At 43.9% G+C, this 20,986-nt stretch carries 21 protein-coding genes; 8 read left to right on the top strand and 13 right to left on the bottom strand.

The window, feature by feature from the left end:
* Window positions 1–70: 70 nt before the first annotated feature.
* The 3 genes from AC3CID_RS21085 to AC3CID_RS21075 all read right to left on the bottom strand — a co-directional run bounded on the left by AC3CID_RS21085 (window position 71) and on the right by AC3CID_RS21075 (window position 4,382).
* The gene (locus AC3CID_RS21085; protein ID WP_171307935.1) at window positions 71–1,297 is read right to left on the bottom strand and encodes a DUF819 family protein; all 1,227 of its coding nucleotides are present in this window, start codon (window positions 1,295–1,297) and stop codon (window positions 71–73) included.
* Window positions 1,298–1,838: 541 nt separating this feature from the next.
* On the bottom strand, window positions 1,839–3,764 hold the full coding sequence (locus tag AC3CID_RS21080) for a monovalent cation:proton antiporter-2 (CPA2) family protein (protein ID WP_488527388.1): 1,926 nt from the start codon (window positions 3,762–3,764) through the stop codon (window positions 1,839–1,841).
* A gap of 3 nt (window positions 3,765–3,767) precedes the next feature.
* The gene (locus AC3CID_RS21075) at window positions 3,768–4,382 is read right to left on the bottom strand and encodes an NAD(P)H-dependent oxidoreductase (RefSeq protein ID WP_488527387.1); all 615 of its coding nucleotides are present in this window, start codon (window positions 4,380–4,382) and stop codon (window positions 3,768–3,770) included.
* Between the two features lie 303 nt (window positions 4,383–4,685).
* Between AC3CID_RS21075 and AC3CID_RS21070 the strand changes: the two genes are divergently transcribed.
* Window positions 4,686–5,762 (top strand): threonine aldolase family protein, encoded by a 1,077-nt coding sequence (locus AC3CID_RS21070; RefSeq protein ID WP_488527386.1) that lies wholly within the window; start codon window positions 4,686–4,688, stop codon window positions 5,760–5,762.
* 122 nt (window positions 5,763–5,884) lie between these two features.
* Here AC3CID_RS21070 and AC3CID_RS21065 read toward each other — a convergent pair whose 3' ends face one another.
* On the bottom strand, window positions 5,885–6,010 hold the full coding sequence (locus AC3CID_RS21065) for a hypothetical protein (RefSeq protein ID WP_017060906.1): 126 nt from the start codon (window positions 6,008–6,010) through the stop codon (window positions 5,885–5,887).
* Between the two features lie 247 nt (window positions 6,011–6,257).
* On the opposite strand from AC3CID_RS21065, the gene AC3CID_RS21060 reads away from it, so the two are divergent.
* Window positions 6,258–6,692 (top strand): YccF domain-containing protein, encoded by a 435-nt coding sequence (locus AC3CID_RS21060; protein ID WP_004730224.1) that lies wholly within the window; start codon window positions 6,258–6,260, stop codon window positions 6,690–6,692.
* A 162-nt stretch (window positions 6,693–6,854) separates the two neighbouring features.
* Here the strand turns inward: AC3CID_RS21060 and AC3CID_RS21055 are convergent, their stop codons facing one another.
* The 3 genes from AC3CID_RS21055 to AC3CID_RS21045 all read right to left on the bottom strand — a co-directional run bounded on the left by AC3CID_RS21055 (window position 6,855) and on the right by AC3CID_RS21045 (window position 9,556).
* Window positions 6,855–7,778, bottom strand: a complete 924-nt coding sequence (locus tag AC3CID_RS21055) for a hypothetical protein (protein ID WP_488527385.1) — start codon at window positions 7,776–7,778, stop codon at window positions 6,855–6,857.
* 216 nt (window positions 7,779–7,994) lie between these two features.
* Entirely contained in the window at window positions 7,995–9,143 is a 1,149-nt protein-coding gene (yiaY, locus tag AC3CID_RS21050) for an L-threonine dehydrogenase (RefSeq protein ID WP_004730228.1), read from the bottom strand.
* 260 nt (window positions 9,144–9,403) lie between these two features.
* On the bottom strand, window positions 9,404–9,556 hold the full coding sequence (locus AC3CID_RS21045) for a hypothetical protein (RefSeq protein ID WP_162838725.1): 153 nt from the start codon (window positions 9,554–9,556) through the stop codon (window positions 9,404–9,406).
* Between the two features lie 225 nt (window positions 9,557–9,781).
* Between AC3CID_RS21045 and yjjG the strand changes: the two genes are divergently transcribed.
* Window positions 9,782–10,456 carry a pyrimidine 5'-nucleotidase gene (yjjG, locus tag AC3CID_RS21040; protein ID WP_102449787.1) on the top strand — a complete coding sequence of 225 codons (675 nt, stop codon included), beginning with the start codon at window positions 9,782–9,784 and terminating at the stop codon, window positions 10,454–10,456.
* Window positions 10,457–10,622: 166 nt separating this feature from the next.
* The gene (gene yddG, locus AC3CID_RS21035) at window positions 10,623–11,552 is read left to right on the top strand and encodes an aromatic amino acid DMT transporter YddG (RefSeq protein WP_171328188.1); all 930 of its coding nucleotides are present in this window, start codon (window positions 10,623–10,625) and stop codon (window positions 11,550–11,552) included.
* 50 nt (window positions 11,553–11,602) lie between these two features.
* On the opposite strand, the gene AC3CID_RS21030 is transcribed toward yddG, so the two are convergent.
* On the bottom strand, window positions 11,603–12,499 hold the full coding sequence (locus AC3CID_RS21030; RefSeq protein WP_171328190.1) for a cation diffusion facilitator family transporter: 897 nt from the start codon (window positions 12,497–12,499) through the stop codon (window positions 11,603–11,605).
* Window positions 12,500–12,820: 321 nt separating this feature from the next.
* Between AC3CID_RS21030 and AC3CID_RS21025 the strand changes: the two genes are divergently transcribed.
* Window positions 12,821–13,171, top strand: coding sequence for a hypothetical protein (locus AC3CID_RS21025; protein WP_004730237.1), 351 nt, complete (start codon window positions 12,821–12,823; stop codon window positions 13,169–13,171).
* Between the two features lie 61 nt (window positions 13,172–13,232).
* On the opposite strand, the gene AC3CID_RS21020 is transcribed toward AC3CID_RS21025, so the two are convergent.
* A complete protein-coding gene (locus AC3CID_RS21020) occupies window positions 13,233–14,111 on the bottom strand; it encodes a LysR family transcriptional regulator (RefSeq protein ID WP_004730238.1) in 879 nt (292 codons plus the stop codon).
* Between the two features lie 161 nt (window positions 14,112–14,272).
* Here AC3CID_RS21020 and AC3CID_RS21015 point away from each other — a divergent pair, with 161 nt between their 5' ends.
* From AC3CID_RS21015 to AC3CID_RS21005, 3 genes are all read left to right on the top strand, one after another.
* Window positions 14,273–14,872, top strand: a complete 600-nt coding sequence (locus AC3CID_RS21015) for a class I SAM-dependent DNA methyltransferase (RefSeq protein WP_004730240.1) — start codon at window positions 14,273–14,275, stop codon at window positions 14,870–14,872.
* A 342-nt stretch (window positions 14,873–15,214) separates the two neighbouring features.
* On the top strand, window positions 15,215–16,771 hold the full coding sequence (locus AC3CID_RS21010) for a YjjI family glycine radical enzyme (RefSeq protein WP_488527384.1): 1,557 nt from the start codon (window positions 15,215–15,217) through the stop codon (window positions 16,769–16,771).
* A gap of 56 nt (window positions 16,772–16,827) precedes the next feature.
* Window positions 16,828–17,742 carry a YjjW family glycine radical enzyme activase gene (locus AC3CID_RS21005; protein WP_488527383.1) on the top strand — a complete coding sequence of 305 codons (915 nt, stop codon included), beginning with the start codon at window positions 16,828–16,830 and terminating at the stop codon, window positions 17,740–17,742.
* A gap of 58 nt (window positions 17,743–17,800) precedes the next feature.
* Here the strand turns inward: AC3CID_RS21005 and AC3CID_RS21000 are convergent, their stop codons facing one another.
* From AC3CID_RS21000 to AC3CID_RS20985, 4 genes are all read right to left on the bottom strand, one after another.
* Window positions 17,801–18,712 carry a LysR family transcriptional regulator gene (locus tag AC3CID_RS21000; RefSeq protein WP_054547044.1) on the bottom strand — a complete coding sequence of 304 codons (912 nt, stop codon included), beginning with the start codon at window positions 18,710–18,712 and terminating at the stop codon, window positions 17,801–17,803.
* A 78-nt stretch (window positions 18,713–18,790) separates the two neighbouring features.
* Window positions 18,791–20,050: a hydroxymethylglutaryl-CoA reductase gene (locus AC3CID_RS20995; RefSeq protein WP_054547176.1), complete on the bottom strand. Its 1,260-nt coding sequence runs from the start codon at window positions 20,048–20,050 to the stop codon at window positions 18,791–18,793.
* A gap of 170 nt (window positions 20,051–20,220) precedes the next feature.
* On the bottom strand, window positions 20,221–20,541 hold the full coding sequence (locus AC3CID_RS20990) for a hypothetical protein (protein WP_004730251.1): 321 nt from the start codon (window positions 20,539–20,541) through the stop codon (window positions 20,221–20,223).
* A gap of 121 nt (window positions 20,542–20,662) precedes the next feature.
* Complete coding sequence (locus AC3CID_RS20985; RefSeq protein WP_004730253.1) at window positions 20,663–20,848, bottom strand: hypothetical protein; 186 nt, start codon at window positions 20,846–20,848, stop codon at window positions 20,663–20,665.
* Window positions 20,849–20,986: the final 138 nt, after the last annotated feature.

Genomic DNA, 20,986 nt, shown 5'->3' with positions numbered 1-20,986 from the left:
GAAAAAGGCTGAACGATCATCGTTCAGCCTTTCTTGTTGTTGCTTTAGCCATCTTTGTTTTAGAGGCTTATTAACCTAGTGCAGCAGCCTGCATGATTAGGCCACAGATGTAAGCGCCGTATGTACCCAGTGCATAACCAAGTACAGCCATTAGAATACCTACTGGAGCTAATGCTGGATGGAATGCAGCAGCTACGATAGGAGCCGATGCAGCACCGCCTACGTTCGCTTGGCTACCTACTGCCATGAAGAACAGTGGTGCACGGATTAGCTTTGCCATCACAATCATGATAATCGCGTGAATAGTTAACCAAGTGATACCGATGAAGAAGTAACCAGGGTTATCCAAAATAGCCGTGATATCCATTTGCATACCAATGGTTGCAACTAAGATGTAGATGAATGCTGAGCCTACTTTAGATGCACCACTGTGCTCAAGGCTACGTGTTGATTTGAAGCATGAAGCGATCAGCGCAAACGTAGTCACCATTACGATTAACCAAAAGAACCCAGAAGTCAGGCTGTATTGCGCTAGCTCAGGAGCGTTAGTTGAGATCCATGGTGCGATCATGTCACTGAAAAAGTGTGCTAAGCCCGTAAGACCGAATGCAATGCCCGTGATCTTCATTAGATCAGTCGTCGTCGTCGGGCGAGCATTTTCTTCTTGGTACTTAGAAACGGTTTCTTTTAGGTCTTCGATAGATGAAGTATCGGCTTTTAACCACGCATCAATCTTCTTCTGACGGCCAGCCATGATAAGTAATATTGCCATCCAAATGTTGGCACAGATTACGTCTACAGTAATCATCGCAGAGAACAATTGGTCGTCTACTTCAAACACTTCTTTCATTGCGGCTTGGTTTGCACCACCACCAATCCAAGAACCTGCAACCGTTGTTAGGCCACGCCATACATCACCAGATACAAGGTCAGGGTTAATTTGGTCGATGATCAAGATAGCCAATGGGCCACCAATGATAATACCGACAGTACCTGTCAGGAACATGATGACGGCTTTTGAACCTAGCCCAAAGATTTTACGTAGGTCTGCTGAGATGATCAGTAGAACGAGTGCGCTCGGTAAGAGGTAGCGACTTGCAACGAAGTATAACTTAGAGTTTGATGCGTCGATGATGCCTAAACTGTTCAGTAGAGAAGGAACAAAGTAACAGAGCAATAGACCCGGAACGAACGAGTAGAATTTTTTCAGTGCGCTATTTTGGCTACTTTCCGTGATAAAAACACCGCCAAGAATAACAGCTAACATGCCCATTATTACAGCATCATTAGTAATCATTATTATATCTCCTTTAAGGTGAGCGCAAAGGTCTCACTTTTTGAATTGCAGGACTATACCGATAACCGCTATTCGTTACAAATTGTAACGATAGACATATTTTGAAATGTTTATGTTAATTTTAACGGGTTGAATTTGTGAATGTAGCACGCTACTTATTTACGTGGTGAATGGTTTGGTTGGGGCTTGTGCAGCGTATTTAGATATATGCAATGTAACTCAAGCCTTGGAGGGTGGTCGCTATGAATTGGGGCGATGATTGAATGACCTAAATGAGTGCATATATAGCCATGTTTATGGTGTGGTTTATGCGAGGTTGGAATGTTTCAATAATGTAAAAAGTGAATTCACTTTTGCCATGTGGTCAGAAATTAAAAATTTTAGCTAGATCACATAAATCTTTTGGATTACGAGTTTTAGCACCCGCTACTCATGCTCATTTGACGTTTTGTAGGGGGGCAATGAAAGAAAAAGCGGCCTAAATAGCCGCTTTTGATGGTTGCCTAGTATGGTTATCTAGCGCCGTTATTTAGAGTTGTGCTTAGGACTCTTCTTCCTCAAAGCCATCTGCATAGCCTTTCGGTGGCGGTGTCCAACCTCGCTCAGATCGAGAGTGCTTGTCTGAACGGTCTTTTTTCATATCTTCTTTCATTGCTTCTTCAAGGTGAATGAAGATTTGTCGGTAGTTGTTGTCGTAGCGCGGGTTCTCTTCTGCCTCAGACCAAGCTTGGTAGAGCTTTTCAGACTTACGGCTTTCAACACGTTGATACGTCGATTTTTGTTGTTCAACAAAGAATGGGTGATGACCCAAAGAACGCAAGGCTTCTGCGCCCATTTCAAGAGCTGAATGGTAGGTCTCTGATTCCACAAAGTCTGCACCTGCTTCTCTTAAACGGTAGCTATGACCACGGTCGAATGCACGCGCTAAGATTTTCACTTTAGGGTAGTTGTGTTTAACGTATTTGACCAATTCAACGCTTGAGTCTTGGTTGTCGATAGCCACAACCAACATTGCAGCTTCTTCGATACCAGCGGTATGTAATAAGTCATGACGAGTCGCATCACCAAAGTAAGATTTGATGTTGATTGAACGTAGTAAGTCGACTTGATTAGCTTGATGATCCAAAACCACAGTATTGACGTCATTAGATACCAATAAGCGGTTAACAATCTGACCGAATCGGCCAATACCAGCAATGATCACCGTACCTTTCTCTTCGATGGTATCTTCTTCGCGATCGTTAGACTTTTGCTCGTAACGAGGAAGTATCACTTTATCAAATAGAATGAATAACCCTGGCGTTAGGAACATTGAAAGTGCAACAACCAGCGACAGTGTTTGAACAATATCGGCTGGCAGTACATGGTTTTGGGATGAGAAGCTCAGTAGGACAAAACCGAATTCACCGGCTTGCGCCAAGCTCAACGCAAACAACCATCGGTCGCTATTTCTGATTTTAAAGATCAGAGCCAGTGTGAATAGCACCAAAGCTTTGAGTAGCATAACGCCAAGGGTTAGGCCAATGATCAAACCAAAGTCGTTGAATAGAACATCAAAGTTGATGCCTGCACCTACGGTAATAAAGAACAAGCCAAGTAGAAGCCCTTTAAACGGGTCGATATTAGACTCAAGTTCGTGGCGGAATTCACTGTTCGCCAATACCACACCCGCAAGGAAGGTACCCAAAGCCGGTGATAGGCCGACTAGGCTCATTAGTGCAGCAATACCAATCACCAACATTAGTGCGGTTGCAGTGAAGATTTCACGCAGGCCTGAGCTTGCAACAAAGCGGAACAGTGGACGACTCAAGAAGTGTCCGCCGACAACAACAATCGCAATAGATGCCGTGATCACAAGGCCATAAGCCCAACCGGGTAGGCCAGCAACGAGACTTAACTCTTCATGGTGATCAGAAGCGGAAGCGACTGCGCTTTGTGCTGCTTCAATTAATTCTGGCAACGCTAATAGAGGAATGAACGCCAACATAGGGATGACGGCAATATCTTGGAAAAGTAGAACAGAGAAAGCGTTCTTGCCCCCTTCGGTTTTGGACAACCCTTTTTCATTGAATGTTTGTAGAACAATCGCGGTAGATGACAGTGCGAAGATCAAACCGATAGTCAGCGCGATCGTCCAAGGTTGCCCGAAGAACAGAGCAATCCCCATTACAATCGCGGTAGTACCACCAACTTGTAAGCCGCCGAGCCCCATAAGACGGTTTCTCATTGCCCAAAGCATCTTAGGCTCAAGTTCCAGCCCGACTAAGAACAACATCATCACCACACCGAATTCGGCAAAGTGTTGAATGGTTGTCGTCTCTTCACCAACCAATCCAATGATAGGCCCAATCACTACACCGGCAATCAGGTAGCCAAGCACAGAACCGAGGCCAAGCCTCTTGGCGATAGGGACGGCGATGACTGCCGCGAGCAAATAGATAAATGCTTGTAGAAAATATCCTGTCATGATCTAACCTCTACTCATCAATTCATCGACGTAATGGTTTAGCTTTTCAGCCTTGCTTGCCTTTTTGAGGTCGACTTCGCCCGCAACAAAAGCCTCTAAAAGCGATTTGTAGCTATTTACGTGATCTTGAATTCGGCCCTCTTCTAACGCAGTACGTGAACCAAATAAAGCCAATGGAGCCAAGTAGTTCATGCCGCACAAAGACGCCGTTTGTTCGATTGGGTGAAGCAGTTCACGGATGGTGAAGTGGTTATAACCGTCAGTCTGATAAGCCTCTTTTTTGCCTCCAGCGGTGATACTGCATAACAAGCTCTTACCTTGCAGTTCATTACCGTCGGTACCGTAAGCAAATCCGTATTCTAGGACGAGGTCTTGCCACTCTTTAAGAATTGCGGGTGTTGAGTACCAATATAGTGGGAACTGAAAAATGATGATGTCATGGTCCAACAGGCGTTTCTGCTCACGATCGATATTGATCTTGAAGGTTGGGTATTCAGCATAGAGGTCGACACAGGTGACGCCTTCAATACGCTTGGCTTGCTCAAATAAGGGTTTGTTAGCTTCAGAGCGATGCTGAGAAGGGTGGGCGAATAGCACCAAGACTCGATTTTTCGACATATAGCCCTCTTTGTCCATTAACGAATAATATTTATTGGAATTATAGATATACAATAATAGAAGAATGGTTGAACAACAACGAATGAGCCCATACTTATCTATTTAGATGCGTGTGTTTTTAGGTACTTAATTATATAAAACATCCGTCAATTTGAGTATTTCCGGCACAAGCCGCCGATGACTAAGTAAAACTAATTATTCGCTAATAATAAAAGCGAATAGGTGCACTTTATGTCACCGTTGAAGGCTAACGTAAATAATTCAATCACCCTACATAGAACGACAATGAATAAAGGAAAAGGTATGAGCACGGACTTGCGTCAACAATGTAATTTGCTGCTTTCTGGCCACTTCGATCCAACACCAGCCCAAACCTTCGCACAAATGGCTGAATGGTGCGAAACACATGATGTGGAGCACGACACCTATGGTGATGGCGATTTTATCGAGAGCTTCGAAAACAAAGTCGCGGAACTGCTAGGTTATGAAGCGGCTGTATTTGTGATTACCGGCACCATGAATCAACCAACAGCATTAGAAATTGCGTGCCAAGAGAAGAGAAACCCAATAGTGGCGATGCATGAATCGAGTCATATTATGCGTCATGAACGCCAAGGGTATCAGCTCCAAAACCGCTTCAATGTACTTCCACTCGGCAACGTATTTCGCACTTGGAATGTTGATGACTTAAAGGCGTGGCCTGATGAGATTGCAGCCGCTCTATATGAATTACCCATGCGTGAAATAGGCGGCCAGTTACCAGAATGGGATGAGCTTGAAGCGATCAAGCAGTATTGCAAAGAACAATCAATTCACCTTCATATGGATGGTGCGCGTTTGTGGGAATGCGGCGCGTATTACCAAAAACCATACAGCGAAATTGCTAAGGGTTTTGATAGTGCCTATGTTTCGCTTTATAAGGGGCTGAACGGCCTCGGTGGTTCACTGTTACTGGGTGATAAAGCCTTTGTGGCGAGAGCATCTGCGTGGATGAAGCGTCAGGGCGGTAACGTTTATCACCGAACGCCTTATGTGGTTTCAGCTGCAATGCAGTTTGATGAGCGATTAGAGTTGATGCCATCGCTGTTTGAGCGAACAAAACAGATCTACCAAATCTTATTGGACTATCCTCTGTTCACTGTTAATCCGCAGCAACCGCAGGTCAACATGCTTCATCTATATTTGCCTGTGAGCTATGAAGACGGCATTATTGTGAGAGATAACATAGCGAAGAAACACAAGATTTGGATAGGAAACCCAGCGATCAGTGAGTTGCCAAACCAATGTAAGATTGAATGGTATGTAGGGGATAACCTACTAAATTTGCCAGATCATGAGCTGATCGACATTCTAGATTTTATTAGCGAAGAGCTGATTTGATTAACGAAGAGCTGAGTTGATTACAGAAGAGCTGACTGAAGAAAAACTGATCTAATTGGAACTGAAATGGATACAGGAAAGGGTTCTTATATCCATTTATACAGCTAGGATGTCCGGCTCTGTTACATATACTGGTTGATGTACACGTCGACTAAGAACATGAACACTGGGACTGTGCTGAGAAGTCCGAAGAAGACGATTGGCACCCAGTTTTTCATTTTCTTTTTAGGTTGCTCAGTGTTGTTCATAAATTCGGCCTTCAATTAGTTGTTGTAGCTGTTTAGCTTTGTGGTACTAAAAATCTAAGAGCATGGTATCAAATAAAATCGATGAGCCCTATGTGGATTTGGCGTTTCGTGGCGTGTATCAATCACATAAAATGTAAGTGATTCATAAACGGTTCATAAAGGTTCAACAATAATGAACCTATTAGAACAAGTATTGCCTTACTCGGCATATGAAATAAACAGTATTACAAGATTTGGAGAATACAGAATGAAAACAATAGGAAACATCATTTGGTTTCTGTTCGGTGGCGTATTTATGGGACTAGCTTGGTGGTTCTTCGGACTGCTCGCATTCCTTACCATCGTTGGTATTCCATGGGGTAGAGCGTGTTTTGTTATGGGTAACTTTTCATTCTTCCCATTTGGTCAGGAAGCCATATCTCGTGATGAGCTGACCAATGAAATGGACATAGGTACGAGCCCGCTAGGCGTGATTGGTAACGTGATTTGGTTCTTATTTGCGGGTATCTGGCTAGCAATCGGTCACATCATGTCAGCTGTGGCGTGTTTCATTACCATCATTGGTATTCCGTTCGCGATTCAACATCTTAAGCTCGCGGTTATCTCGCTAGCGCCAATCGGTAAGACAGTTGTCGATAAACGTGAAGCAGAAGCGGCGCGAGTAAGAAATTACAAAGGTTAAGATTACAGTTTAAGCCTTGATCGAACTGAAAAAGCACATCGTATGATGTGCTTTTTTTGTGCCTCTGTTCTTATCTCTCGATGCTTATATATCAAACACTAACTAGGCGTTGTTGAGCTAGAGACTGTTGAACTATACGTTGTTGAACTAAACATTATAGAGCTACACATTATTGAACAGGACTTCAAGCCGAAGGGTGATGTTGGCTTCTTCGGTATGTTTCTCATGGGGTTCTCGTTCCCATTGATAACGAGGAATGAGTTCGTAGAACAGCCACTCTTTCCATACGTTTTGTCGGTAAGTAACCGAAACCTGAGCGTATTCGTAATGATTATGAGGCTCATCCGTTGCATTAATTGTAGCGCTATATTGAAGTGCTTGGTCTTGGGCAAGGTAGTGATACAAGGTTAATCCCGTACCATAGTTCCAACCTTTGAGATCGTCGTTATACCCCGCAAAGCTTGACCATCGAGCCAAGAAATCATCACTTAAAGAAAGATCAAAATCGACGTCAGTGATCTCGCCAGTTTCTTGTTTTTCTTGATATACCCGCTGGGTAAGTCTGAATACCACATCGGTTGTGAGAGGGTAGGTAAAACGATAGCGAGCTTCAATGCGTGGTCGTAATGTTGCCTTAATATTGAAGCTGCTATATCCCTTGGCATAGGCGTCGTAGCGCAGGCCTAACGCACTTTCCAATTCATCTGAATCATTCGGAAAAAAATCCAAGAACTCTTCATCGCTGACAGACTCGTAGATCAACTTTAGGCGTTTACTCACAAAGGGAAGATGCAGACGCGCCTTGAGTTTTGTTGAGTAGTCGACATCGCCACCTTCCGAGTAAATAAAATCGTTATACCAACGGACGGACGTGCCAGCTCTGGCATCTTCGGTAATGCGGTCATCAACAAAAAAGCTGTCAAACCACAGAGCAGGTTGGCAAAATTTACTGTTTAGGAAATGGTAAGCTTTTTCGACAGGGACGTCTTCTAACGGCTGACTGTGGCACTCATTTTGCTCCACTGCTTGAGCGGAGTATGCAAGAAGTGATGCTAATAATGAGGTGCTAGCTATCTTACGACTCAATGGAACCTGTTTGTCATTCTATATATCAATAGTTTAACTATAACTAAGCGATTGCAACAATGCGACTTTTTCGTGATTAGTGATTAGTGATTAGTGATTAGTGATTAGTGGCTAGTGGAAAAGGAAAAGATTTGAAAGGCATCGTACAGAAATAAGAAAGCGGGCTCAGAAGGTGAGCCCGTTTGTGTTAGCTATAAGAAGTGACTTGTATCTAGATTACATTGCCGCTTCGAAGATTGCTGAGATCTCTTCGTGTGTTGCTTGTTTAGGGTTAGTGAAACCACAAGCATCTTTTAGTGCGTTGTCAGACAGCGTTGGGATATCTTCTAGCTTCGCACCAAGTTGAGCGATACCTGTTGGGATGTTCACGTCGTTTGCAAGTTGAACAATCGCGTTGATTGCTGCTTCTGCGCCTTGTTCTGCAGTCATGCCTTCAACATTTACACCCATTGCTTTTGCCACATCACGTAGACGCTCAGGACAAACTTGTGCGTTGTAGCGTTGAACGTGTGGAAGCAAGATAGCGTTACATACACCGTGTGGAAGGTCGTAGAAACCGCCCAGTTGGTGCGCCATTGCGTGAACATAGCCCAGTGAAGCATTGTTGAAAGCCATACCCGCCATGAATTGTGCGTAAGCCATTTGTTCACGAGCTTCAATGTCTTCGCCGTGCGCTACCGCGGTTCTTAGGTGTGCTTGCACAAGCTCGATTGCTTTAATTGCTACAGCGTCTGTAATTGGCGTTGCTGCGATAGAAACGTAAGCTTCGATTGCGTGCGTCAACGCGTCCATGCCTGTTGCAGCCGTTAGTGATGCAGGTTTAGCAAGCATCAACTCAGGATCGTTTACTGAGATAAGCGGTGTTGTGTGCTTATCAACGATAGCCATCTTAATGTGACGAGCTTCGTCAGTAATGATGCAGAAACGTGTCATTTCAGATGCCGTGCCAGCCGTGGTGTTAATAGCAATCAGTGGCATCATTGGCTTTTCAGACTGGTCTACGCCTTCGTAATCAGCAATCTTGCCGCCGTTAGAAGCAACCAGAGCGATACCTTTTGCACAGTCATGTGGAGAACCGCCACCTAGAGAAACAACAAAATCACAATTGTTGTCAGTCAGCAATTCAAGGCCATCGTTCACGTTAGTGATGGTTGGGTTTGGTTGAGTACCGTCGAATATAACTGCGTCTACGCCACGCTGGCTAAGAAGATCTTGTACCTGCTTAACTACGCCAATTTGATTCAGGATCTTATCCGTAACGATCAGACCTTTTTTGAATCCTTGAGACTGAATGCTATCAGCAGCATCCTTCAGACAGCCAGTACCCATGAAGTTGATTGTAGGGATGTAAAATGCAGTAGACATTGGAAAACTCCGTTAATTATGATTTTTAATTTCCTACATGTTGTCGGCATTCAAGTGGTTGACCATTGATCTGGAACAACTTTGATTCCGAACTACCACTTTGTGGCTAGTCGTTGTGATAGGGCTCATATAGCAATCGTTTTCATGGTTTTTGGCTGTGTTCTTTGTCAGTAATGGATAGTGATAAATTGACTCAACCAATAGCAGAATGGCGCTCTATAACAATGAAAAGTAAGGTTTTTCATTGAAAGCTGCTCTAGTTAGGCTTGTGTCGACTTTTTATCTGAGTTGTCACCGCATTCAATTTGAGGTTCTTGTGACTCTTCAGAATCAAGCGTGTCTTCTGGCTCCTCGTCATAGTATTTGACAAGAAAAGGGGTGAGCATGACAGACGACGGTAAAAAGTGCTTCATAGTACCTCCCGGTACCTAAGTGTATTTCTTGTATGGTATTGGTTTAATATGTGGCAAAATTTGCGATACATCATGACTTGTGGCTTGTTTTCTATAAATTATTAGATTTATATACAGGCTCACAAAATTGAGGGTAAAGTGATGCTCCGCCCTTTGAGGCAACGATAAAAACAACGACAAAAACAGTGCATGCACTGCTCAACAGCGCGAATAATAGGAAATAAAATGAAGTACGATTGGATATTCTTTGATGCAGATGAAACCTTGTTCCATTTTGATGCTTATCAAGGAATGAAGCTGATGTTTTCTCGCTTTGGTGTGGATTTCAGCGAGCAAGATTATTCAGCTTATCAAAAGGTTAACTTACCACTTTGGGTCGATTACCAAGATGGCCGCATTACTGCAGATCAACTGAAACATACGCGCTTCGAAAGCTGGGCTGAAAAACTTGAAACAACAACCGCTGCTTTAAACAGTGCATTTTTAACGGCAATGGCGGATATCTGTTCTTTGTTACCGGGTGCACAAGAGTTGATGGAGTCTTTAAAAGGCAAAGTGAATATGGGCATCATTACTAACGGTTTTACAGAGCTTCAGTCTATCCGTTTAGAGCGTACCGGAATGACGGACTACTTTGACCATGTGATCATTTCTGAGGAAGTCGGTGTTGCTAAACCAGACGCGGAAATTTTTGAACATGCACATAAGCTGATTGGATTGCCATCGAAACAAAGAATATTGATGGTCGGGGATAACCCACACTCTGATATTTTAGGTGGCTTGGATTTTGGTATTGAGACCTGTTGGTTGAACAGCCAAGAGAAAGCGACGCCAGCAGGAATTAACCCTCATTATCAGGTTAAGTCTCTGGCTGACCTGCAAGCACTTTTGTTGGCATAACTGCTAACTGCTTTTAGATTTTTGAGTGAATGATTGATAGCCGAGTACAGTTATGTGCTCGGCTACTTATTTTTACTTACTGCAACTTATCGATAGTGGTGTTTAAGCTTATCTTTGCTTTAAGCTCATTTTGATTACCCAATTACAATAGAGAGAAGGAAAAGGCGTGCTGAAATCTCATCGTTATAGCTGCTACGGTATTATCGCCATTTTATTATGGAGCTGTTTGATTGCTCTGTCTCGTAGTGTCTCAGAACAGCTAGGTCCAATTGGTGGTGCTGCCAGTCTTTACACGGTGAGTGCACTGTTGTTGGTCTGTGTTATGGGTTTACCAAAGTTGTCACGCTTCTCTAAGTCTTACTTGCTGATTGGCGGCGCCTTGTTCGTTTGTTATGAGATTTTCCTGGCTCTGGCATTGGGAATGGCGAACAGCCGACATCAAGCCATAGAGATGGCAGTAATCAACTATCTATGGCCGGCACTGACGGTGTTGTTTGCGGTGCTGCTGAGTGACAAAAAGATTAACTGGTTGGTTTATCCAAGTATCTTTTTGGCATTCTTCGGTGTGGCTTGGAGCATTAGTGGTGATCAAGGTCTATCTGTTGATCAAATTGCTGCCAACATTGCGACTAATCCTAAAACCTATTCTATGGCGTTTTTTGGTGCGATTATTTGGGCTGTTTACTGCAACTACACCCAGCGCGTTGCTAAAGGACAGAATGCGATTGTGTTTTTCTTTATCGCTACGGCGATCACTCTGTGGATCAAATACGCATTGAGTGATGAAACAGGCATGGTGATGACAACGAGTGCGGCGATTGACTTAGCGTTAGCTGGCGCTTGTATGGGCGCAGGCTATGCGCTTTGGAATACGGCAATTCTGGGTGGAAATATGGTATTTCTTGCGACCATGTCGTACTTTACTCCAATCTTCGCAACCGTACTCTCTTCGTTGATTTTAGGCTTGTCGTTGACCATGACATTTTGGCAGGGCGTTTGTATGGTAACCGTTGGTTCACTCGCTTGCTGGTGGGTAACAAGAGAAAAGCCGACGGTAAAGGCGTCGGCTTCTAAAAAGGTTCAATCTCACTCTTAATTTGAGTTTATGTACTCTGGTGAGGTGTGTCCTCGCTTGCTATGGAAAACTTAACTCGCAACATTGAGATTCAATTGAAGCTCATAAGGCATCTTAGATAGGCGTCGCTTAAGCTGGCGGCGCGTTCGTTCAATATCATCGACCGCAATCGCGTCTTGGTCGTTGGTATGAATATCAACGTTAATTCTTAGTTCTGGGCCAACCTTAGTCACACCCATCAGCTCCAAATCTTGATCCGCTTCTTTGTCTACCGCGACAACGTTCTTATCTACCGCGTCACAAATATCTTTGTTTGCCGACATCATAAGCAGTTCGCGCATTGCTTCACGTAACATGTCGAAAGGCACTTTGATGAAGTAGAAAGACATCAGCAACATCATCATTGGGTCGGCATACACTGCGTATTCTGCAAGTGGAGAAAAGGTAATTAACCAAGCTGCTACGAAACCAGCCGTTACTGCCACACTCAGTAGCGTATCCATCTGCCACTGCTTAGACTCTGCCTGAATCAGACCTGAAGAAATACGCTTGCTCTTGTTAGCGATGTACCACCAAGCGTAACCACAACCCAGTACGTTGAAAATACCAAACAGAGTTGCGATAGAAGCATCAACTTCACGACCACCCGTCATCAACGCACCAATCGCAGAGTAAAGTGAATAGCTAACCACTAGCAGAATCACAATTGCTTTAATTGCAATCACAATTGGTTCAATGATGGCTCGACCAAACGGGAACTCCCTATCTGATGGGCGATTAATGTATTTCGAGGCAGCTAGTGACAATAAAGTTAGCAGTAAGCTGATAAGAGAATAGACACCGTCAAATACTATGACCAGAGAGCCAACGAGAAGACCCAACACCAATCCGCCAACTGCGAAGCCTGATGCTAAAAGGGCTGAGAACAATAGTACTCGATTTTCGTTTTGGCTTTTCCTGTCACACATAAAATTTTCCAGATGTTTTTGATAACTTCATTGTTCTAATATTGAGCTAACTTTACAAACTTTATCTGATGATGTTTATATTTCAGTAACTCGTTTTATACTCAAGTTGTTATTATTCAATCACTTATTGGTAACCTTCAGTGTCAGTAAAATTGACGTTGAGTGTTTCTTGGGGATGGTGTGCAACTGAAATAGGATCGTTTATGATTAATAAAACACATTAGTCGCTAGGGTCTCATTGATTTCCTAGACTCTGCTGAGACTGAGACTGAGACTGAGACTGAGACTGCACGGATTGGAATGGACAAGGAATGGATCAATATGAAGTTTGACGATATCAGTGATAACGAACTGTGGGTGATTGCTAACCCGATCATGGATAACTTGATGGACGGTTCAACTAAGGTTGATCATGCTCAGCACTGTCGAGACTTTACCCAAAGGATGAAAGACATTGTTACGCCGGAATATTTAGAAAAGGTATGTCACCATTATCAACACAGCAATGGTTTTTTTGCTGAACGAAAGCAGGTCGCACTATTTAGACGCTCAGATTCTATCGCCTTTGTGTGGAAGCAAGCGTATACCATTGCGAAAGGCGAGTTTGTGGCTGAAATGGTGTTGGTTGAAGAAGACGGACGCTATTTAGTTGATCACGTGATGGTCTTTTAAAGAAAGGGCTTTCTATTTGTTAGATGATTTTAAGTGTCGAGATAGAACATTATCTGACACTTTAAAAATCAAACAAGTAATCGCTGATCTGATCCGCTAACCAATTCATACCTGGGTGTTCAGCCATCCCAGCCGCGGTAAACATACAATAGTCTTCTTGTGTTAAGCCGTACGTGTGTTTGATCACTGCGAGCTCTTGTTCACGCAATAAATGGCGAATCAATGGTTCTGGCATTACGCCCCACGCCTCTTCACGCAAAATTGTATCCAACATGAAGTCAAAGCTAGAGAAACCAATATAACGGCGAGAGAAGGGCTCAAGCTCAGGATTATCCTTCTCATTGAGATAAACCATGGTCGCTTGCATCGAATTTCTCAATACTTCATCCGACACTCGTCGCATCGCACTTAGATCATGTCCTTTCTTACACACAGACATCATTCGAATCTTACCAAGTGGATTGTAGATAATTCTTGGGTCATCGACACGTTCGTAATCGACGCCAAATGCGAAGTCGACTTGCTGAGTTTCAACCAAGTTAGCTAAGTCGCCGCTCGACGCGAGAACGAAGTTGAATGAGGTAGAAGGGTACTTGTTATTTAAGGCGTGAGATAAATCCTGCCACATTCCATCGGGTAGGGAGTCATCTCGTGCAATCCAAATTTCCGCGTTAAATTCACCTGAAACATGCAAGCAGGTCTGTTTAATACGCGCTGCTGTCACCAACAAGCCTTCGCAATCTTTGTAAATGGCTTTACCCGCTTCAGAAAGTTCAACGTGGTTTCCGCTGCGCACGAACAGCTCGACATCTAACTCTTTTTCCAAGGCTTTAATCGACATGCTGAGTTTGGTTCGGTTGCACTCTAGCTGGCGTGCAGCTTCAGACACTGATCCTAAATCAGCAACGGAACAAAAGGCTTGGACTTGAGAAAGGTTCATTTCATTTCCATATTGAGCGGGGGTCGGTGCATATTATCTGAATATTGTGCTGACTATCTTAGAAATAGTCCATCTTTGCATGATAACTCTATGACGAATTGACTAATTTGGTTTATTCTGGGGAAGTTCCGAACCTACAAGAAGTAAAGATGGAGGCCATGATGGCGAAACAATGGGACGAGTACGCCGTTGATTGGGATAAAGATCCCGCGACCGCAGTATTCGCACAGTCCGTATTTGACCAGTTAACACCGCTCGTTGATTTAAACGGAACCCGTGTCCTTGATTTTGGTTGTGGTACAGGACTACTCAGCCAGAAAATATCTCCTTTAGCAAAAGAGATCATCGCACTTGATATCTCTGAAGGGATGATTGAAGAGTTAGATAAGAAAGAGTTACCCAACGTTGAACCTGTTGTTGATCTTTTATCGCGCGGGCTTGCAGCGCAGCATCCAGCATTCAGAAACCAGTTTGACCTAGTGGTAGCTTCTTCGGTGTGTGGTTTTATCCCGAACCTACAAGACACAGTCAGTCTGATTTACACGCTGCTTGAAAACGACGGCACGTTTGTACACTGGGATTGGTACCTAGAGAACGACAGCGAAGACTACGGTGTAAGCCAACAGCGCTCAGAGAATGTACTGAGTGCAGCTGGCTTTGCAGTGGTTGAAGTGTCAACGCCGTTCTCGATCAACACTCCACAAGGAGAGTTAAAGGTATTGATGGGTGTTGGACGTAAACAAGTGCTTCCTCATCTGTAATCGTGAGTATGCCTAGAGCTAGCCCCGGTAATGCTCATCTAAAATAACGAAACCCACATCAACGATCTTAAGGTCAGTTATGTGGGTTTTCTATTTTTAGTCGTTTGTGTTTCAAACAGGCGAGCCAGTGAGTGCTTTCAAGATCTTCACTATCACGATCACTATCACTATCAACGCCAACACTGGCTTCTTTCTTCCCATTTCGTTTATAGATAAGCTAATTTCCGGTAATTAATAAATTACTCATTTCCATTTTGGAAATATAGTCTTGCATACATTTCATTAGTGGAAATGTAACAGTGAGATATAAAATAAGCCCATAATAATATTAAGGGTTTCATCATGAGCCACCAATCTGCTTCTCCACAACTTTCAGAGCAACAACAACGCTTTAGCAATATCATTTCAGATGCCCACCTGTCTCCAAAGCAGAAGTCGAGCTATCTTGCCTTAGAAGCTGAAGCAAGCTTGCCGTACATGCCGGTAAGCAACGAAGTAGAGCAAGCCCTACAACAAGGTGTGCTATGTGACATGTTTGAAGGGCATGCACCATTTAAGCCGCGCTATGTACTTCCAGACTATTCTAAATACTTACATCAAGGCTCAAAGTATTTAGAGCTTAGCGCGGCAACTAATTTCGATGAAGCATTGAACATGCTGACCATCCTTTACCACCATGTTCCGTCTGTGACATCAATTCCGGTATACCTAGGTCAATTGGATGATGTGTTGATGCCATTTGTTGGCGACTTGACGGATGAGCAGGTATATCAAAAGCTTAAGCTGTTCTGGATTATGCTGGACCGCACACTGCCAGATGCCTTTATGCATGTGAATATCGGCCCGACCGACAACATTGTGTGTCGTACGATTTTGTGCGTAGATGCTGAACTGAAGCAGATCGCACCAAACCTAACCTTTATGTACGACCCTGCTGTGACACCTGATGATCTACTTCGTCATGCGGCAAGCAATATCTGTGAGTGCAGTAAACCACATATCGCAAACTATCCAGCGCATGCCGAGGCTTACGGCGACAAGCGTTTTGGTATTGTGAGCTGCTATAACTCTTTGCCTTTAGCGGGTGGTTCAAACACCTTGGTGCGTATGAACCTTAAGCAAGTGGCTCTAAAATCTGAGGACAGCGTAGATTTCTTGCAGCAAGTGTTGCCTAACTACAGCAACATCATGATCGAACTGATGAACGCACGTAGCCGCTTCTTGCATGAAGAGTCTAACTTCTTTGAAGGCTTCCTGACCAAAGAAGGCCTTATCGAAGAAGATCGCTTTGCGCCCATGTTTGGTATTTACGGCATGGCGGAAGCGGTCAATATATTGATGGAAAAAGAAGATAAATCAGGGCGCTATGGTCACGATGAGTCGGCAAACCAGTTAGGTCACCGTATCTCTGAAAAGCTGGCTGATATCGTCGAAAGCTCTGAAGTGAAATATGGGCTGGAAGGTAAAACTCTGCTGCATGCTCAAGGCGGTATTAGCCTAGATGAAGATGTAACTCCGGGTGTCCGCATTCCTTATGGCACCGAACCAGATCCAGTCTCTTACGTTCGTGCTACCGCGGGTCACCATAAGTTCTACACCTCGGGTATCAGTGACATTCTAACCATCGACGAAACAGTGAAATCAAATCCTGAAGCGATGTTTAACCTGTGTAAAGGCGCGATTCAGGCGGGTTACCGTGAGTTCACGGCTAACGTTGCATCAAACGATTTGGTTCGTGTGACGGGTTACATGATTAAGCTGTCTGATATTGCTAAATATGACGAGCAAGGTTCACGCACCAATACTACTTTTCTTGGTGCTGAAGCCGCTAAAAATACGGGCATTCTAGAGCGCAAGCCACGCGTGGCAAGCTTAGAGATGTCGCCGACATACGAATAGCTCTAACGTGCGTGTGTTATGTGTGTGAGGCGTTTCGAATACGAACAATGTGAATTATGAAAGTTTCTGATCTAACAACTCAAATGGCTAGGGTTAAAAATAATAAGACAGAAAAACAAGCGAAGGTCAGCCGTGTGCTGACCTTTTCTTGTGTTGACGGCCCGGGAAACCGCTTGGTGCTGTTTCTTCAGGGCTGCAATTTTGACTGCATTACTTGCCATAACCCTCATACAATTAATCACTGTAACCATTGTGGAGACTGCGTTAGTGGCTGTCCAAGCAATGCTTTAAGCATGATTGATGGCAAAGTTAAGTGGGACCCAGAAGTTTGCACCAACTGCGATCAGTGCATTGATGTCTGCGATCATAAGTCGAGCCCGAAAATTACCACGATGACGGTCTCAGAGGTGCTTGAACTCGTCAGGCATAACCAATTTTTCTTAAGCGGAATCACTATTTCAGGTGGCGAGGCGACCATGCAGTTGCCGTTTATCATTGAGCTATTTCAAGCGATTAAAAGTGATCCGCAGCTAGCGCACCTTACGTGCTTTATTGATAGTAACGGTTCGTTGTCACAGCAAGGCTGGGACAAGGTGTTGCCTTACCTTGATGGCGCGATGATTGACCTAAAATCATGGCAATCTGAAACGCACCAATGGCTGGTGGGCAGAGGAAACCATCGAGTGTTTGAAACCATCAATTATCTTGCAGGCAAAGGAAAGCTGCATGAAGTTAGGTTGCTGCATATTCCGAATAAAAGCGATCTTGAAGATGAAATTGAACAAGCGGGGCGTTACTTGAAGACGCTACCAAATGATGTTCGAATTCGACTGAATGCGTTTCAACATCATGGTGTGATTGGTGAAGCGTTAGATTGGCCTAAATGCACCGAACAACAGATGCAGAGCTTTCACGATAAGCTCTACACGATCGTTAAAAGGCCAATGCAAACCCCAGAGGTTTATACTTAACCTCTAAGTTTCTTCTGCGGTCAATCAGGTTTCTAAGAACGTAAAGTCTCTAAAAATATCAAGCCTCTAAAAATAGGTCACACAACCATTTGATCGCTTGATCATTCATGTTGGGCTTGTTCCACACCAAGCTATACGCCACTTTGCCGTAATCAAAAGGCAAGGGTTTGCTCACTAAGCCCTGAGCTTGCTTAGCATGTTCAGCCCACTGTTTAGAGCTGGTGAATAGGAAAGGCGTGTGGTGACACAGTACAGCCGCTGCACCGAAGTCCGCTACCGATATTGCCATATCTCTTGGCTTATGACATTGAACTAAGTTTTGCTCAAAGTAAGGCTGAGACAGTTCGTTATCTAAAATCCCAATGTGCTTGTAATCTAAGTAGCCTTCAATCGTCAGTTCTTGCTGAGCAAGAGGGTGGTCTGCGCCCATCAAACAAACCATTTCGTCTGGAAGAATCGTTTCCCAAACCAGCTCCTTATTATCGGTCGGTGGCTGGGAAATATCATGGGGCAATAAGATCAAGTTGATCTTACCGCTTAGCAAAGCATCAAAACCCAGCTGTTGCTTCGAATAGATGTTGAGTTTGGCTTTGGGTGCGAGTTCAGTGGTAATTTTGCTCAGCTTGGACGCGAATACTTCAAAAGTACTTTCGCGCATCGAAAGTGAAAAGCTGCCTTGGTATTCTTGAGGGGTAAAACTCTTCTGATGAAGCAGTCCGTTCATGCTTGAAAGAATCGCGTGAACAGTAGGAGCTACCTGCAAGGCAAATGGCGTCGGGATCAGCTTGGTGCCGTCCCGATAGAAAAGCTCGTCGTTAAGTATGTCACGCAGCTGAGATAATGTCTTACTCACACTCGAAGGGCTGACAAAGAGTTGCTCTGAGGTTTGAGTAACGCTGTGGGTGTTCAGCATAATATGAAGCGCAGTGAGGTGCTTAAGGCTCACTCTAGATAAGTGTAAGTAATCCATTTATGACTCACGCATTCAGAGTGGCTTGTGCTCTTGTGCAATCCACAAAATCTCACAAGCCAAATTGGATAAAGGTTATTAACGAGCTAATTTGTGATGAGCTCGCGAAAAGTGACCTGCGCAAAACGCGCCTACAATCGACAGTTCACCCGCTAAACATAATGCAGCACATACCTCAGCTAAGGCTTGCGATTTACCATTGCCGTGAAGGCCAAGTAAATCTAGACATGCCTTTTGGCTTGGTAGACCAGTGCCGCCGCCTACTGTACCTAGCATTAAATTAGGCAGTGTTACGCTAGCGTATAGGCCACCTTCTTTGTTGAGCTCCATACGAGTCATACCAATCGCCGATTCAGCCACACAGGCTGCATCTTGGCCGCACGCAATGTAGAGCGCAGCAAGTGCATTTGCATAATGAGCATTGATACCAATCGTGCCGCTCAAAGCCCCACCGACTGTGGTCATTTGTCCGAACTGCACCATTTTCTCTGGTGTAGTGTGGAGGTACTTAGCGACAAGCTCGGCAGAGATATTAACCTCGGCTGTGACCTTTTTACCACGAACGCTGCGCAAGGTTTGAGTATTGGCTTTTTTATCGCCTGACAAGTTACCATCTAGGAAAGCATGATCGGGCTTAACCGGCGTATTTTCTATGATGTACTCAAAGACTGCATTGGTGGCGATGGTCACCATGTTTTGACCAGAAGCATCACCAGTTAGAAATTCAAACACCAAATAAACATGGTTACCTTCTATGTTGATATTGATGTCGGTAAGCTTGCCGTGTGATGTTGTTGATTCTGCCAAGATCTTGAACTGGTCATACTGAGTCACAGCCCAAGCCACAAACTGTCCGGCTTCAACTAATCCTTGGAATGCGAAACCAGGAGTACGTGTGACACCTTCATTGAGCAACATAGCACTTGCGCCACCACATGCCGTAATCAACTTAGAACCACGATTGTAAGACGCAACAAGCGCTGCTTCTGTAGTTGCGAGTGGGACGAGGTAATCGCCCGTAGCAAATAGGCCATTGACTCTTAAAGGGCCAGATATTCCCACAGGGACTTTAACTGTGCCAATAAAGTGCTCAATGTTTTTCTCATAAGCTTGGACCTGACTTTGTGTATGAGGGTCGAGGAGCTCTTGTTGAGAATCTAAATTGTCGAGAGCTGTCCAGCGACGTGCTAGATTTTTTTCTGTCAGATAGGGGCTAGGTGTCAGCTTGTTTACTGGCTTTTCAAAATGAGGCTGAAGCTTTTTTTCTAATGCGTCTGCGGAGATGTCGCCTCCTAAAATAGAAACATAGTCACGGCGATGCAGATTTAGTTTTGGCATAAATAGTATGAAGTAAAGTTTGTGCAGCAAATTGGTTTGCGCTGATTCTACCGAGTAATAAGCCAGAAACAAGCGCCTGATATAATGAGTTACAGTTTGTATGGGTTTAGCAGCAATTTGTTCGCCTAAGCAAGACAACTTCGTCAAAAAATGCTCACTATGAGATTGAACTAGATATGGATATCGAGAAGGCTGCCGATGGCTTCGTTTTGACGATCAATCACACTCGCACCAACGCGGTTATAACTTGCGCTTTGAGTCAGTTTTATAAGTGCATCAGTTGAGGATGAAGATGGTTCCGGTTCTTTCTCTTTAAACGAAATGGATTGTTCAGGTTCTATTTGGTTAAAGCTGAAATCGCTAGTTTGGAAAGCGTCATCGGATTCTAGAGAGTGTTTGGAGGCTTGGTTGAGCTCGATTGCGGCTTCTTCAGCCATGTTGGTTGACTGCTGAATAATGGCGTAACCAGATTGAATACCAGATATCGACATAGCAGAACCTTTTATTGACGTATTGAATGAGTCTAGGCGGACGATATTTTGAGCGCAATGGTGAACAGGTGAAATTTACGGTGAAACGGTGAACTTAAGCTAAAATAGTGACGTCTGTCTATTAATTAAACAGGTCATTTAGTGCGTTTAACTCTTCATCAGTAAGCAGAGAAGGCTGGTCCGTTTCAAGGTTGCCGTCGATTTCACCTTGAAGTGCTTTCAATTGCTGTGGGCTAAGAAGCTGTATTTGCTGCTTAAATACTTCAAATTGCTGTGTATTCATAATGTGACCTTTGTTCAAATCCATATGCTCTATAGAGCATAGCCTACTGATTCAGGAAATCAAACAAGATTAAGTGAATATTAAATGAAGTTTGAAGTTTCCTAAAACTAAGACAACTATAAATTTCTGTGGTTGTTTTTTGTCCGAGAAATGTTAGGCAAA

The organism is Vibrio sp. QJM3NY_21 (assembly GCF_057785975.1).
The sequence above is the reverse complement of the archived record's forward strand: the minus strand, read 5'-3'. Positions and strand labels throughout refer to the sequence as shown.

Coding starts and splice junctions, on each gene's coding strand:
- AC3CID_RS21085 (WP_171307935.1), bottom strand. CDS start 1,297: ATGATTACTAATGATGCTGTAATAATGGGCATGTTAGCTGTTATTCTT.
- AC3CID_RS21080 (WP_488527388.1), bottom strand. CDS start 3,764: ATGACAGGATATTTTCTACAAGCATTTATCTATTTGCTCGCGGCAGTC.
- AC3CID_RS21075 (WP_488527387.1), bottom strand. CDS start 4,382: ATGTCGAAAAATCGAGTCTTGGTGCTATTCGCCCACCCTTCTCAGCAT.
- AC3CID_RS21070 (WP_488527386.1), top strand. CDS start 4,686: ATGAGCACGGACTTGCGTCAACAATGTAATTTGCTGCTTTCTGGCCAC.
- AC3CID_RS21065 (WP_017060906.1), bottom strand. CDS start 6,010: ATGAACAACACTGAGCAACCTAAAAAGAAAATGAAAAACTGGGTGCCA.
- AC3CID_RS21060 (WP_004730224.1), top strand. CDS start 6,258: ATGAAAACAATAGGAAACATCATTTGGTTTCTGTTCGGTGGCGTATTT.
- yiaY (WP_004730228.1), bottom strand. CDS start 9,143: ATGTCTACTGCATTTTACATCCCTACAATCAACTTCATGGGTACTGGC.
- AC3CID_RS21045 (WP_162838725.1), bottom strand. CDS start 9,556: ATGAAGCACTTTTTACCGTCGTCTGTCATGCTCACCCCTTTTCTTGTC.
- yjjG (WP_102449787.1), top strand. CDS start 9,782: ATGAAGTACGATTGGATATTCTTTGATGCAGATGAAACCTTGTTCCAT.
- AC3CID_RS21030 (WP_171328190.1), bottom strand. CDS start 12,499: ATGTGTGACAGGAAAAGCCAAAACGAAAATCGAGTACTATTGTTCTCA.
- AC3CID_RS21025 (WP_004730237.1), top strand. CDS start 12,821: ATGAAGTTTGACGATATCAGTGATAACGAACTGTGGGTGATTGCTAAC.
- AC3CID_RS21020 (WP_004730238.1), bottom strand. CDS start 14,111: ATGAACCTTTCTCAAGTCCAAGCCTTTTGTTCCGTTGCTGATTTAGGA.
- AC3CID_RS21015 (WP_004730240.1), top strand. CDS start 14,273: ATGGCGAAACAATGGGACGAGTACGCCGTTGATTGGGATAAAGATCCC.
- AC3CID_RS21010 (WP_488527384.1), top strand. CDS start 15,215: ATGAGCCACCAATCTGCTTCTCCACAACTTTCAGAGCAACAACAACGC.
- AC3CID_RS21005 (WP_488527383.1), top strand. CDS start 16,828: ATGAAAGTTTCTGATCTAACAACTCAAATGGCTAGGGTTAAAAATAAT.
- AC3CID_RS21000 (WP_054547044.1), bottom strand. CDS start 18,712: ATGGATTACTTACACTTATCTAGAGTGAGCCTTAAGCACCTCACTGCG.
- AC3CID_RS20995 (WP_054547176.1), bottom strand. CDS start 20,050: ATGCCAAAACTAAATCTGCATCGCCGTGACTATGTTTCTATTTTAGGA.
- AC3CID_RS20990 (WP_004730251.1), bottom strand. CDS start 20,541: ATGTCGATATCTGGTATTCAATCTGGTTACGCCATTATTCAGCAGTCA.
- AC3CID_RS20985 (WP_004730253.1), bottom strand. CDS start 20,848: ATGGATTTGAACAAAGGTCACATTATGAATACACAGCAATTTGAAGTA.